Source organism: Bacillus ndiopicus, assembly GCF_000612805.1.
GTDB lineage: Bacteria > Bacillota > Bacilli > Bacillales_A > Planococcaceae > Metasolibacillus > Metasolibacillus ndiopicus.
Genome location: NZ_HG964404.1, coordinates 393,364 through 407,170 on the forward strand (window position 1 = coordinate 393,364; position 13,807 = coordinate 407,170).

General features: G+C 38.2%; 12 protein-coding genes and 1 other annotated feature. Of the genes, 2 read left to right on the forward strand and 10 right to left on the reverse strand.

Annotation, left to right across the window (positions count from 1 at the left end; translation table 11 throughout):
* The first annotated feature begins 64 nt into the window (after positions 1-64).
* The gene (locus TY13_RS06775) at positions 65-1,273 is read left to right on the forward strand and encodes an ATP-grasp domain-containing protein (RefSeq protein ID WP_042473433.1); all 1,209 of its coding nucleotides are present in this window, start codon (positions 65-67) and stop codon (positions 1,271-1,273) included.
* Positions 1,274-1,615: 342 nt separating this feature from the next.
* Here the strand turns inward: TY13_RS06775 and TY13_RS20085 are convergent, their stop codons facing one another.
* From TY13_RS20085 to TY13_RS06820, 9 genes are all read right to left on the reverse strand, one after another.
* Positions 1,616-3,829 (reverse strand): YheC/YheD family protein, encoded by a 2,214-nt coding sequence (locus tag TY13_RS20085; RefSeq protein ID WP_074432940.1) that lies wholly within the window; start codon positions 3,827-3,829, stop codon positions 1,616-1,618.
* 282 nt (positions 3,830-4,111) lie between these two features.
* Positions 4,112-5,398: an FtsW/RodA/SpoVE family cell cycle protein gene (locus tag TY13_RS06785; RefSeq protein WP_042473436.1), complete on the reverse strand. Its 1,287-nt coding sequence runs from the start codon at positions 5,396-5,398 to the stop codon at positions 4,112-4,114.
* Positions 5,388-5,792: a helix-turn-helix domain-containing protein gene (locus TY13_RS06790; RefSeq protein WP_042473439.1), complete on the reverse strand. Its 405-nt coding sequence runs from the start codon at positions 5,790-5,792 to the stop codon at positions 5,388-5,390. Before TY13_RS06790 ends, TY13_RS06785 begins: the two co-directional genes overlap by 11 nt.
* On the reverse strand, positions 5,792-6,325 hold the full coding sequence (locus TY13_RS06795; RefSeq protein WP_042473442.1) for a sigma-70 family RNA polymerase sigma factor: 534 nt from the start codon (positions 6,323-6,325) through the stop codon (positions 5,792-5,794). Before TY13_RS06795 ends, TY13_RS06790 begins: the two co-directional genes overlap by 1 nt.
* A 115-nt stretch (positions 6,326-6,440) precedes the next feature.
* Positions 6,441-7,661 carry a tyrosine--tRNA ligase gene (gene tyrS / locus TY13_RS06800; RefSeq protein WP_042473444.1) on the reverse strand — a complete coding sequence of 407 codons (1,221 nt, stop codon included), beginning with the start codon at positions 7,659-7,661 and terminating at the stop codon, positions 6,441-6,443.
* Between the two features lie 60 nt (positions 7,662-7,721).
* Positions 7,722-7,966: a binding site (T-box leader), on the reverse strand.
* Positions 7,967-8,075: 109 nt separating this feature from the next.
* Entirely contained in the window at positions 8,076-8,501 is a 426-nt protein-coding gene (locus tag TY13_RS06805; RefSeq protein WP_042473445.1) for a hypothetical protein, read from the reverse strand.
* Positions 8,502-8,600: 99 nt separating this feature from the next.
* Positions 8,601-8,801, reverse strand: coding sequence for a hypothetical protein (locus tag TY13_RS06810; protein ID WP_042473447.1), 201 nt, complete (start codon positions 8,799-8,801; stop codon positions 8,601-8,603).
* 13 nt (positions 8,802-8,814) lie between these two features.
* On the reverse strand, positions 8,815-9,345 hold the full coding sequence (locus TY13_RS06815) for a tubby C-terminal domain-like protein (protein ID WP_042473448.1): 531 nt from the start codon (positions 9,343-9,345) through the stop codon (positions 8,815-8,817).
* Between the two features lie 10 nt (positions 9,346-9,355).
* Positions 9,356-11,134 (reverse strand): glycerophosphoryl diester phosphodiesterase membrane domain-containing protein, encoded by a 1,779-nt coding sequence (locus TY13_RS06820; protein WP_042473451.1) that lies wholly within the window; start codon positions 11,132-11,134, stop codon positions 9,356-9,358.
* A gap of 174 nt (positions 11,135-11,308) precedes the next feature.
* On the opposite strand from TY13_RS06820, the gene TY13_RS19745 reads away from it, so the two are divergent.
* Entirely contained in the window at positions 11,309-12,169 is an 861-nt protein-coding gene (locus TY13_RS19745) for an alpha/beta fold hydrolase (protein ID WP_052344249.1), read from the forward strand.
* Positions 12,170-12,261: 92 nt separating this feature from the next.
* Here TY13_RS19745 and TY13_RS06830 read toward each other — a convergent pair whose 3' ends face one another.
* Positions 12,262-13,620, reverse strand: a complete 1,359-nt coding sequence (locus TY13_RS06830) for an aspartate kinase (protein WP_042473453.1) — start codon at positions 13,618-13,620, stop codon at positions 12,262-12,264.
* Positions 13,621-13,807 lie beyond the last annotated feature (187 nt).

Here is a 13,807-nt window from a genome sequence, read left to right on the forward strand (position 1 = left end):
CCTCTTACGCTCATACATATAGAAAGATAGAAATCGTATATAGCCAAGTAGGAGGAGTGATGATGTGAAAACGATTGTTTTTATTGGAACGAGTAAAAGTGGCTCGAGTCGTGAAGCAATTAAAGCTGCTGAAAGTCTCGGCTATTTTACCGTGCTTTTTACAAATAATGAAAAGCAATTTCAGCAAAGAAAGGAATATGCTGATGTGCATAAAATGATGCTAGTCGATATAACAAATATGGATGCTATGAGAAAGGCTATCCACACTTTACAAAAAACCCAGTTATCGATTATCTGCATCGTCAGCTTTACAGACCCTTATGTGCATACAGCCTCACAATTATGCGATGAGTTTTGCCAAAGTTATACGCAATCTAAGGCGATTGCCAGTATGGAAAACAAAGAGGCGACAAGACAGCACTTACAAAAATTCGAGTTCACACCGAAATTTGCCATATTACAAGCAAATAAAGTGAGTGAGCTTCCTAAAATGAGCTTCCCTTTAATTGTAAAATCCCCAAAATCGACTGGCTCGAAAGATGTTCTTTTGGCACTAAACAAAAAGCAACTCAACCTTCATATAACAACACTACAAGAAAAATATCCAAAAGATACAATTATGATTGAAGAATATATCGATGGCCCCCAATACTTAGTCGAAACAATTATTCATAATGGAAAGCCGCATTTAATTGCGGTCATTGAGCAAGATATTACACAGGGCAAGCGCTTTATTATTACAGGTTACACCGTGCTTGCAAATATTCCTCCGAAAATGCAGGAAGCTTTGCAGGACATTGCAGAGTCGATTACAAATGCCTTTCAGTTAAAAAACGGTGCCATGCATTTGGAGCTACGTCAGACAAAAGCAGGCTGGAAGCTTATTGAAATTAACCCGCGCATTTCGGGTGGCGCAATGAATCATATGCTACAGGCGGCCTTTGGCTTTAGTTTAGTAAAGGAAACATTAAAGCTTTTAACAGGTGAAAAACCAAATATTGAACCACTGCATCGTCGCTTCGTCTATACTAAATATTTAGTTGTCGATCGAAAAGGTATATTAGAAAGAGTGACAGGCAGAAATAAAGCCAAAAACAGCCGCGGTGTTGTCGAAGTCTATATAAAGCCGAGAAGAGGAACTTTATTAATCCCACCGCTCTCTATGGGACATCGCTATGCCTATGTCATCGCAACAGGTAACACCAAGCACGAAGCCAAAAGAAACGCCTACTCCGCAGCCAAAAAAATTCACTTCCATATGAGAACCATATAGTTACCAAAAATAAGCATCTCCTCGTGGTGAGGAGATGCTGTTTTGCAGTTATTAGTGATTTTGTGTTTTATTTGCGTGTTTTTGTGAGTTATCTGCGCTTTCTTATGACTTATCTGCGGTTTTCTCAAGTTATCTACGTATTCCATGTTTTATCAGCGATTTCTCATGGCTTATCTATGAATTTTATAATATATCAGCGACTTTGGGACATTTATCGGCGATTTTTTGATTATATCAGCGACTTCGAGTCATTTATCGGCGACTTTCTGATTATATCAGCGACTTCGAATCATTTATCGGCGACCTTTAAATTTTCTCAGCATTTTCTTATAATTTCCCAGGCTATTTTCCTTCATACAAGTCCGCTAAAAATTTCACGGTTTCAAACATATTGGTTTTGCTTGCACCTTTGATAAGAATTGTATCGCCTTGTTTAATGATTTTTTCAAGCAACTCATGAAGCTTCTCCTTATTCGTAAAATGATACGTATTTTGGGGGTTAAAGCCCTTTGCCTTTGCTGCGGCATTCATTTCATCTGTGCGGAAGCCATAGGTTATAAAAATATCAATATCTTGCTCTGTTACATATTCCCCTACCTTTTTGTACTCAGCCTCGCGCAAATCCCCGAGCTCTCGCATTTGCCCAATAATGGCTACCTTTCGACGCCTCGCAATGGATGACAATACATCAATCGCTGCCTTTACTCCCTGTGGATGTGAATGCACTGTATCATCAATCAGCGTAATATTGCGCTTGCATCGATAAATCGTCAAACGTCTAGGTGGTTTCTTAAAGATTAGCCCTTGCTTAATTTCCTCTGCTGTAAACTGCAAATAATCGGCAATCGCAATCGCGTTCAAAGCATTGTACACATGATGTTCCCCTAAAATTGGGATAAAGAGCGAAACTTCCTTACCGCGTAGCTTAATTTGGAATGTCATGCCATCCTCTTTGTAGCGCACATTATATGCCTTGTAATCCGCATTAGAACGAATACCTACCGTTATTATTTTGCCTTTAAATTGCTTCAGCGTTAAATAATTCGAATTCGCATCATCTTTATTAATAACTAAAACGCCTTGCTGATTCATTCCTTGAATTAGTTCAGATTTGGCAAGTGCCACTTGCTTGACATCACCATCGAAATTCCCGACATGTGCCAAGCCAACATTGGTTACGATACTCATAGTCGGCTGAATAATACGACAGTGCTCGGTAATAACACCTTTGTATGCCATTCCATATTCCAATACAGCCGCATCATAGCCGTTTTCTAGCTCTATTGCATGCTTTTTCGTATGCTCTGTTGTATTCCAATAATCCTTTGATTCAAAGGTAGACCATTTCGTTCGTAAAATAGATGATAAAAATGCCTTCGTTGTCGTTTTACCGGCACTCCCTGTAATCCCAATAATCGGCATATCATCAGGTCGTTTTTTCGATGTGGCTACAGTTTTTGCTACCGCTTGCTCCTGTTCAGCTTTATGCGCTCGCTTCGTCTGCCTTGCCTTCGCTAAAACTTGCTTGTTTTGCGCTAAATATTTCGCATAGCCAATCGTATTTTTTACAACATCTAGCTCTAAGTAAAATGTTGGCGGACATCCTGGGCGCCAATTCACCTCATAAATCCAAAGCTTCATATTTTGATCTAAGCCAACATCGACGCCAATTTCATCAATTAATTCACCAAACTCCTGCATTTGAATATGATCTAAATGCTTCGCAAGCGCTAATGAAAAATGCTCTAATGTACGCTTTAAATCGAATGCCTGCTCTGTAAATTCCTGCTGTAAAAAAGGCTCTAAATAATTCGTAAAGCCGCCATTATTAATGTTGGGAACTAAGCTGCCGGCTGGTGCTACGCGTGGATAAACCGTCGTTACAACCCAATTGCCCTCCCCATTTTTTTGCACATGTAAACGAAAATCAAACACTAGGCCCGATTTTGTAACAGAGCGAATATAAGGTTGCACAATAAAAGTACCTGTTGCCAACTGTTCTGTTAATAATGCATCTAGCTGCGTTTTTGTATATTTTGTCGTTTCACTATTGTGTTTAACAGCGTAACTCGTACCTTCTTTGGAAATAAAATAAATGCCCTTTCCTTTGCGCCCATCAATCGGCTTAAAGGCGATTGTAGGATACTTGGCTAAAAACTGATAAACAGTATCAATCTTTTGAGTAATTTCTGTCGGTATAATGTATTTCGCAAAATCCTTATACGCGGTTAAACGCTTCGCTACATTCCATTTGTTCCCAATAGAATTCGTTGTAAAAGGAACTTCCTTACGTAGTTTTCCTATTATATCCCTTGATACAGCAAGCTTTTCTGGACTTCCTGCATTATAAACGACATCTGGAAAAGGCTGCTCCTTTTCATGCCATGCCCCATTTTCATACACTTGCGCCATTATTGTTTTCTTCGTAAAATTAACGCTTTTCGGTGTGAAATAAAAAAAATTAACACCTTCCGCCTTCGCCACCGCAGCAAAGGCATACGATTTTAAAACCGTAGTCGGATCTTTCCGATGGTGTAGCATGCCAATCGTCGTCAAAAATATCCCTCCTTCTACTATCTCTATTTATTAGATTCAAATAAAATCAAAACACCTAGGACAGAAGCTTAAAGGACGGAGAAAAAGAGGGCTAATTATCACCTCTTTTGTGCCAAGAAAAGTGGGACCACCATAGGAGCAATTCAAAAAATCGAAATACGGCTTTACTTATTCATTTTAAAATTGAAAGAAACTAGTGTTTTCAAGCTTTTAAAAAAGAAAAAAGCTGCCCAGAAAGCAGCGTATTAGCCTGCTTTTCGGACAACCTTAGTCTTCTTTCGTTTAACTGCTAAAAATATAAGATTTTCTACGATAAACGCTTAACACTAGCCCTACAAGACAGGCATTTATTAGCGTTGGCATAAAGCCGTACGTTATAAATGGTAAGGGGACTGCCATAATTGGTAACATCCCGATGCTCATGCCAAGCGAATAAAGTACCTGTGTTGCAAATAGCGTGCTCGCACCTATCACAAGCAGCTTGGCAAAGGATTGTGATTGCTTTATACAATGCTTGCCCATTTGTACAATTAGTACGAATAATAGTAGCGCCACAATAAATGCAAACACATAGCCATATGATTTAATTAATTGAACAAAGACAAAATCCGTATGACCATTTAAAAAGAATGTTGATTCAATTGCTCCAAACCATTTTGCATTGTCTATTATCCCTTTAACATATAAATAAATATAGCCCTCTGTAGTAGGATATTTCTCTGGGTTTAAAAAACCTATCACCCTCCCTAGCTGATAAGGTTTAATTATTCCCCCTAGCACATTAAATGCGATAAATAGCACGAAAAGAATAATTGCTACTACAGCACTTATAGCAAATACTATTTTTTGTTTGCGCTCAAAATACCCCTGCAATAGCATGACAAACGTCATAACAGAAAAAACTAAAAGCACTGAAGTACTTCCTGTACTAGCAATTAGTATAAAACCAGTTCCCACTAAAAGAATTACTTGCCATAACTTCACAGTGTGCTTTAAAAACAACGCTGCCCATGCGATACAAAAAAACGGAAGTGTATACCATGCATTTAATTTGTAAGCTCCAATGACAATCACTTTTTGACCAGCGCTAACGTAGCCAGAGAAAAAATGTAACCACAATAAAAAGCCAATCGCTATACCATAAAAAATAAATCCTTTGTTTTCCAGTTTCTGCACATCAAACAGCATTAAACATACTAATACAATTATAGCAAAGCCAATATGTAAAGCATTTCGCCAGAATATCGAATTAAAGCCCACTATTTTATGCTCTTCATGCATAACCGCTAACAACGGCAAAAAACTGAATGCTAACAGCAGTGTTACAAGCCCAATCATCAGCCAATCTACTTTCGGCTTATGTACTTTGCCAAGCTCCTGTCCAAGTGTCATGGGGCTACCCATATGCTGTATGGCTAAGGCTTCTGCTGCTTCCTCTTGATAGCCCTTATCCATCCACGCTTTTTTTGCATGAGTGATATGCTGCTCAAGCTCCTTTTCTACATGTTTTTGAGCAGGCTTGGAGCGAATAAACGACGTAACTTGCTGCAAAAATTGCTTACGATTCATTTGGCTTCACCTCATTTAATAGTCTTTTAAATGACCATTTCGCTTCACTTTGCTGTGATGTTGCCACATATTTATGTAGGCCTTTTTTCGTTAGCCTATACGATTTTTCTCCCTGCTCATGCCAAAGCCCTTCCACATAGCCTGCCACCTCTGCTTGGTGTAGCTTAATAAACACTAGCCCTTCATTTTGCCAAATGCTTTTTACTCCCTTAACATGCAATAGTTGAATTAGCTCCGTTGCTGTTTTGCGCTCTGTTAAAAGAGAAAATAGCTCTTGTTCAATATCTGGCTGCATTTTGTCACGAATCTTCATGCGTTGTTCTTCTGTAAAATGCACATTGGCAAATGTATTATTTTTCAGTGCTCGCTTTAAATTTTTCAATCGCTCGTCCATTACAATGCCTCCAATCGTGTTTTTAATAATGCCTTGCCTTTACGAAGTCTTGTTTTCACCGTATTTTCATTCACTTGTAGAAGCGCTGCAATTTGTTTCATCGTATATTCTTCAAAGTAAAATAAGTAAATTGCCTCACGGTAAATAACAGGTAACCGCATAACTGCATTTGCTAATGCCGCATCCTCATCCTGCTGAATAATTTGCTGCTCGATTGCCTCTTGACTTTGGACATTATGTAAAACCGTATCATCTGCTGTATAAACATTTTGGTTGTGCCAGCTTTTCAAATAATCTTTCGCGTGATTTATCGCAATGCGCCAAAGCCATGTTTTGAGCGAAGATTTTGCTTTATAGGTTGGTAGCGCCTTATAGCATTTCAAAAAAATCTCCTGCGTCAAATCCTCTGCCACAGCCTCGTTATGAACATACGCATAAACGAGCTGCAAAATGCTCTGCCCATACATTTGCATAAGTGACTCCATAATTTCCTCTGTCGTTTGCTCATCACGAAACGCCATCACATCATCCATCGTCTCCCCTCCATTTCACACATTAGACGATTGCCAGATTGAAAATGTTTGCATAATTTTTAACAAGTTAAAGGCTTTGGGAATAACAGATCAATTGCTGTTTTCCCAAAGCCCTTTACCCAACAAAGCTAAATTTTAAAAAGCGCTTTTTCCCAATTTGTAGCACATCTTCATTTCGAAGCGTTAGCGTCATTTCCTCTAAGGAAAGCTTCCTTTCATTTAAGGCAATACCATTTTGCTTAATTAATCGTTGAAATTCGCTTTTGCTTTTTACAAGTCCCCTCTCAATAAGTGCTGGCATTACATCGTTTAATGTCATTTGCTCATTTTCCAGCAGCAATGCAGGGATGTTGGCTGGGATTTTCCCCTTTTGGAATGCTGTTTCAAAATATGTTTTTGCCGCTAGCATTGCCTCCTTTCCGTGATATAGGGCTGTAACAATTCCAGCTAACTCGATTTTTATATCTCTAGGATTTTCACCCTTCTCTAAACGCTTTTTTATTTGCTGAATTGTTGCGGGATGCTCATCTGTTGCAAGCTCAAAATACTTGATAATGAGTTTGTCAGGTACTTCCATCATTTTTTTAAACATCACTTCTGGCGCTTCATTCACACCGATATAATTGTTTAGGCTTTTGCTCATTTTCTCAATGCCATCGAGCCCCTCCAACAATGGCATAAAAATCGCTATTTGCTTTTCAAGCCCTACATGCTTTTGCAATGTGCGCCCCATTAAAATATTAAATGTTTGGTCAGTCCCACCTAACTCAATATCCGCTTGTAGTTCAACTGAATCGTAAGCCTGCATTAACGGGTAAAAAAACTCATGAATGCCAATGGGTATTTGATTTTTATAGCGCTTTTGAAAATCATCACGCTCTAAAATACGCGCTACAGATGTTGAGGCAGCCAATTTAATAACCTCTTCAAATGTCAATTTTGATAGCCATTCACTGTTAAAACGAACCGTTGTTTTTGTTGTATCAAGCACTTTAAATACTTGCTCACAATATGTTTTCGCATTTTCCTTAACAATCTCGTCACTTAATGCGACACGACCCTTCGCTTTACCAGTAGGATCACCAATACGCCCTGTAAAATCACCAATCACAATAACTGCATGATGCCCTAAATCCTGAAGCTGCTTTATTTTGCGCAAAACTACTGCGTGACCTAAATGAATATCGGGTGCAGAAGGGTCTAAGCCTAATTTAACAATTAACGGTTTTTGTTGCTCATAAGAACGCTGCAATTTCAATTGTAGTTCTTCAACATCTACAATTGTATCAGCACCTTTTTGAATAATCGCAAGCTGTTCCAATGGTTGTAAAAACATACTAACATCTCCTTTTAAAGTCTATAAGAACAAAATAAAAACGCCCCTTAGACATAATGTCTAAAGGACGTATAATGAACGTGTTACCACCTTTTATTTAAGAGCTGCTCACACAACTCTCCTCTACCGGTACGGCATACTGCGATACCTCTTGCATTGATTACGGATGCAAACCCGTCGTAGCCTACTAACTATTCGGTACGCAGCTCCAAGATGTATTCATTTTAATTTTCCTTGCGCCTCTCAACAACCGGCTACTTTCTGTAAGTTCCATTAAAATTACTCGTTCTCTTCAACGCTTTTACTCTTATACTTCGAAATGTTCGAACAAATCTTACATTTAATTATATTTGGGAAATTTGTTTTGTCAATAGCAATTACATTTCCGAAAAATCACTAATTAATAGGATTGTATCACCATTTCGACTCAATAAATACATTTGCACTTAACAATGAAGTGGAAAGAAGCCGAACCCCTGAGAGCGTGGTCGTACTGACCGTTGCTCTTTTATCCGTTTTCTCTAGCGTGACCATTTCTTCGCTTTGCGTTGTCGGCTCGCGCTCGATTGACATTGGGCAGAGCAAAGAAACAGTTACTAAATTGCGTGCAGCGTCGATATTTTCTATTCGAAAATAACAAGTTGCAAAGCCGCTTTCATAATCCGTTAGCTGTAAATGTGTACCTCGCCTTGTCAATAGCGCAATTGGAATCGTATCGCTACCGATAATTTTCAATAATAAATGATTGAAATGCTTTGTCCGAGTATGCTCAATTAAGTTTTGAAAATGCAGTATTTCCTGTAGTACCTCACATAAACGATTTTGCTGTTCGTCCAACACGCCCCTCGCCTCCCGCGCAAAAGCATCTGTACTTTTACCTTATGTTAAATGCCTGCAATATGACAAGGGGCTTCGCCTAATTTTAAAAAATGAGTGACACTATTTTAAATAAATAACAAGCTCCTGACGATATGAACCATTTTCCTCATAATGATCTAGTGCATGGAAATCGTACTGGTAGCTACCGAAAGGAAATGTTACACTTTCTCCTTGTACTGCTGCTAATAAACCCGCAACATCTGTTGAGACCATTTCTAAAAGCTGTTCCCCTGTTGTGGTTAATGCAAAAATCACATTCATTTTCTATCTCTCCTTATGAACCTATAAATAATGTAGCTTGACTAATGGCGACGAAAAAATCTGCCTGCTGAATAGGGCTATGTGGCTCAATTTGTAGTATTACATGAAAAGCATCCTCTGCTTCTACATAAACGGCCTGCCAACGTGCAACAATTTCATCATTTACTAAAAAATTGGACCAGCCTTCCATTTGCTTATCAATTTTCATTATACCGCCTGACCAATGAATGGTTAGCTCTGGTAGCCCGATACGCCAATTTTCATATGTCACCGTATAGCGTTCTTGCTTTATATAAGAAAACGCCTCAAACCATAGTTTACCACGACGAATTTTTTTCGTAATGCGAAATGTTGGCTCACCTCGTAAATCGGTCATTTCATATGTTAGAAAATAGCGATAGTCAAAATAACCATCTACTAATCGTTTTAATCGATTACTATACACACGTGCTACATCAGCGACCTTCTCGCCATCAATACCGACAATCGGCACTTTTTCTGTAGAGGCAATATTCCCTAATAATTGATACGTATATTGATTCATTGCAAGCTCCTTAAAATAATATCGTTAATTTATTATAAATGCGCTTTAAAAAATAAGTTTCGTTACTTAGCATCGTACGACTCTTATTTGCTTTATCGGGATGATTTGTGATAATTCCATCAACACCATGCTCTAAAAAGTATTGCAGGTCACGCTCTGCATTTACTGTCCAAATAAACAGCTCCGCCTCACTCTGTTTTACTTGCTCCATAATGCGGCCTGTGACAACATCTTGCTGTATCGCAATAAAATCAGCTTCAATTTGCGGTATTCTCCCAATATAAAGCGCAAAGACAAGTCCTACTTTTAAACGGGGCTCTAATTCGTTTAATTTCCAAATAACTGCGCTATCCAACGATTGAATATAATGCTTTTCAAGCGCATCATACTTCTCAAGTAGCTGGGTTAAACGCTCTAAATAATCGTCTGTTTCATATCCATGTGGCTTAATTTCAATTAATAATTGGATATTAAGCTCATCACTTTTTTGTAGCATTTCTTCTAAAGAAGGAATTTTATCCTGCAATTTACCTGCTCTAACAGTAACGTTCGTGAGCTCATCCAATGTCATTTGACGCACGGTTTCTTTACGTCCAGCCATTCTCGACAATGTCGCATCATGAAAAACCACAAATTGCCCATCCTTCGTTTGCTGTATATCAATTTCGACCATATCAGCCCCTGCCTCCGCAGATGCAATAAGGGAGCTCATCGTATTTTCTACACCACGCTCCATAAAGCCTCGATGAGCAATGACCTTCGTCGTTGGCTCATATAGCGTTTTCTCTAAATTAATGACTTGTACGGCACTTACCAAAAAAAATACGAAAATGGTGCAAATAATCGTCCAATGCATAATCGTTTCACGGAATGATTCATTCTCTAGTGTTACTTGTTTGTCACGCGTTAAACGGAAGCCAACAAGCACAACGAGCTGTGAAAATACGGCCTGTAATAAAGTAAATAAAAATAGCAACAAACCTTGTGCAAATGTCAATGTGAAGGCTGCTGCAACCAAAGCCCACTCTGGTATTACCCGCTCAATAATAAATAACGGTACAAATGTTAGCGTTAATAATATAGCAGTTAAGCTTAAGTGCAAGACAAGTATTAACCCTAGCATACCGACAAGCTCAAACAATCGGCGCTTGGAAAACTGCCAGCTCATTTTTACAGCCTGTAACACTGTTGTCCATTGATATACTGTAAAATATGGCATCGTCAAAATAAAACGTAAACCAATTAAAAACAATAACGCCATACCAACGATATACAGCATGCGCCCTTTTGAAGATGTCATTAATTCATCAACGATAAAATTAGGAATGCTTAAGCTTTGCGTAATCGCGGATGGCAATATAGAAGAAATAAGAGGCATAACTAGCACTAAATAAAGGAAGAGTAAGCCTGTTTCAAAGCTAATAAAATAAACAACCTTTTGATTTAAACGGCGCAATAGCTGCTGCAATGTATATGGAATACCTCTTTGTTGATGATATGCCAGCAAAATAAGCATGCCCATCTCATAATAAATAAACAGGAGGACAATTAGAATCATTAGCGTTAATACAAATAAAAATAGTGGATGAGCGAGTAGCTGTATGATATTTTCCTCTGTAATACTATCAATTTTTAAAATGTGTAATGTCGCAGCTAATAGTAATGAAATAGCTGGTAGTACAATGAGTAATTGAAATAGCCGAATCGCCAAAAAGACGCGGATATAATCTACTCGGTACATGTAAATATTGTGAAAAACTAGTCGTGTTATACGTAAAACACGCTCCATTCACTCACCTCCATCTTCTATTTTACGCAAAAAACGACAAATTGTATGCAAGAAAGCTCAACTTTATGCGTTGTATCTTTGGATTTCCAATGGTAAAATTAAAATCTTTACCACAATGCTAAAATGATTTTAGATATAATGGTGGCGTTAGTCAGCTATTTTAAGGAGGAGCAAATGCAAGGAATTATTTCGAAAATCAATGGTGTGTCACTCTGGCATCTTGTTCAAGGTCAAGGTGTTCCGATTGTGCTCTTACATGGGGGGCCTGGTTCGTATGATTATTTACAACCTGTTGCTGAGTTATTAGATGAGCGTTATTTTAAAATTATTCGCTATGAGCAACGAGGGAGCTGGAGGTCTGAGAAAACTGGCCCCTATGATATTGAGACATTTATTGAAGATTTGGAGCAATTACGGATTCATTTAGGCGTGGAAAAATGGGTTGTGTGTGGGCATTCTTGGGGCGCATCATTGGCATTAGCCTATTCCACCAAATATCCTGCGAATGTAAAGGCGCTAATTTACATATCAGGAACAGGAATTAATTCCGCCTGGCACGCTGATTATCGTACAAATAGATTGAACAGCATGAGTCCCACTGATAGAGAAGAATATATTTATTTACGTTCAGTAATGGAAACAATGATCGGTGTAGAAAAAGAACATACGCAAGATCGATTGCGTGAGCTTAGTTTAAGAACGGATTTATTTAATCAAAATAGCTTTACTCAACTTCCACGTATTGACGGACAGTTTGTAAACAATGAAGTGAATCAAAAAATTGGCTCGGAATGTAATGGGTATTTTGAAAATGAGAAATTTAAGAAAGCTATTTCCTTAACTCAATTCCCTTGTCTTTTTGTTCATGGAGAGGCAGATCCACGCCCGTATCATTACGTGAAAGAGCTTGCATCTAATTTACAAACTAGCGAATTGGCAGTGATTCCTCGTGCTGGACATTATCCATGGCTTGATAATTCTGCGGCTTTAGGAAAGGAAATTAACAAATTTCTACTTAAACATGTTTTGACATGATACTAAACCAAGTCAATGTTACGCTTTAAAAAATACAAAAAAGCTACTGAGCAGTCCGATTTTTTTCTGACTTTCCAGTAGCTTCATATTATTTAAACTGCTGTATGGGCGAAAAATTCCTCATAAAGCGCCTTTAAAATTTGATTCTCATATTGGCTTAGTACGCCAAATACGAGACTTACTTCTGAAGAACCTTGATTAATCATTTCAATATTAGCGCCTGTATTTGAAATAGCTGTCGCTGCGCGCGCTGCTAAGCCCGTGTTATTTCGCATACCCTCGCCAACAATTACAACCATTGAGAAGTCATGACGGAAATGCACGTCTTCTGCTTGTAGTTCCTCTTTCACGCGCTTCATAATACGCGCTTCAATTTCATCATTTAATTGATGCGAGCGCATAATTACTGAAATATCATCCAGTCCAGATGGTGTATGCTCATATGAAATATTTTCTTCCTCGATAATTTGCAGTAAACGTCTACCGAAGCCTACTTCACGATTCATTAAATATTTCGATACATATAAAATTGAAAATCCACTATCAGTCGCAATACCTGTAACAGGGCTACCTGTTGCTGGGCGTTTCGGTACAATGCGTGTACCCTCTGCAGCAGGATTATTTGTGTTTTTAATATTTACTGGAATCCCTTGTTTATATACAGGCATTAACGCCTCATCATGAAATACTGAGAACCCCGCATATGAAAGTTCGCGCATTTCACGATATGTGATTTCCTTAATTTCCACTGGACAATTCACCACTTTCGGATTTGCTGAAAAGACGCAATCAACGTCTGTAAAATTTTCATATAAATCTGCATTAACAGCAGAAGCTAAAATCGAACCTGTTATATCAGAGCCGCCGCGATCAAACGTACGCAACACGCCCGCCTTTGTATACCCAAAAAAGCCTGGGAATACAATAATTTCTTCGACATTAGCAAGCTTGCTTAGATTTTCATATGTTTCAGGCAAAGCAAAAGTTCGCTCAGGTAAATCGTTTACAATTAATCCCTCTTTCGGGCTGATATATTTGGCAGGCATTCCGATTGAACTGAAATAAGCTGCGATAAGCTTTGCATTATTATCCTCACCACTGGCCTTTATGCTATCCATAAATTGCGCCTCTTGTGATTTGTCTGCATCTAAACGTTCGCGCAAATCATCTGTGATTACTTGGACAATCGTATCATCTAATCCTAGCTCTGCTGCAATATCAGCATAGCGTTCAATTACTGTACTTAATTTTAACTCAGTATCCACATTTCGCAGTGCACTATTCGCAAGATCAATTAATAAATCCGTTACTTTAATGTCATCATTAGTGCGCTTCCCTGGAGCAGATACTGCAATAATTTTTCTTGCAGGATTAGCCTTTACAATATTCGCAACTTTTTTTATTTGTTGTGCGTTCGCAACAGAAGTTCCACCAAATTTACATACAATCATTCTACCAAATCCTTACTTAATAATATTTTTGTACTTTCCATAAAAACAATTGATTTTACACAGTGTACAAACTTATTACAAATACGTCAAGACTAATTTGTAGTAAGTTTGAGGTTTATTATAAAAAAGATGAACATTTTTCAAAACTTTTGCACTTATTATATGGTTTTTCATTTAAAAAAGTGCG

Excerpts from the sequence above, each read along its gene's own strand:
- TY13_RS06785 (WP_042473436.1), bottom strand. The coding sequence starts at position 5,398 with ATGAATCGTAAGCAATTTTTGCAGCAAGTTACGTCGTTTATTCGCTCC.
- TY13_RS06790 (WP_042473439.1), bottom strand. The coding sequence starts at position 5,792 with ATGGACGAGCGATTGAAAAATTTAAAGCGAGCACTGAAAAATAATACA.
- TY13_RS06795 (WP_042473442.1), bottom strand. The coding sequence starts at position 6,325 with ATGGATGATGTGATGGCGTTTCGTGATGAGCAAACGACAGAGGAAATT.
- tyrS (WP_042473444.1), bottom strand. The coding sequence starts at position 7,661 with ATGTTTTTACAACCATTGGAACAGCTTGCGATTATTCAAAAAGGTGCT.
- TY13_RS06810 (WP_042473447.1), bottom strand. The coding sequence starts at position 8,801 with ATGAATGTGATTTTTGCATTAACCACAACAGGGGAACAGCTTTTAGAA.
- TY13_RS06815 (WP_042473448.1), bottom strand. The coding sequence starts at position 9,345 with ATGAATCAATATACGTATCAATTATTAGGGAATATTGCCTCTACAGAA.
- TY13_RS06820 (WP_042473451.1), bottom strand. The coding sequence starts at position 11,134 with ATGGAGCGTGTTTTACGTATAACACGACTAGTTTTTCACAATATTTAC.
- TY13_RS19745 (WP_052344249.1), top strand. The coding sequence starts at position 11,309 with ATGCAAGGAATTATTTCGAAAATCAATGGTGTGTCACTCTGGCATCTT.
- TY13_RS06830 (WP_042473453.1), bottom strand. The coding sequence starts at position 13,620 with ATGATTGTATGTAAATTTGGTGGAACTTCTGTTGCGAACGCACAACAA.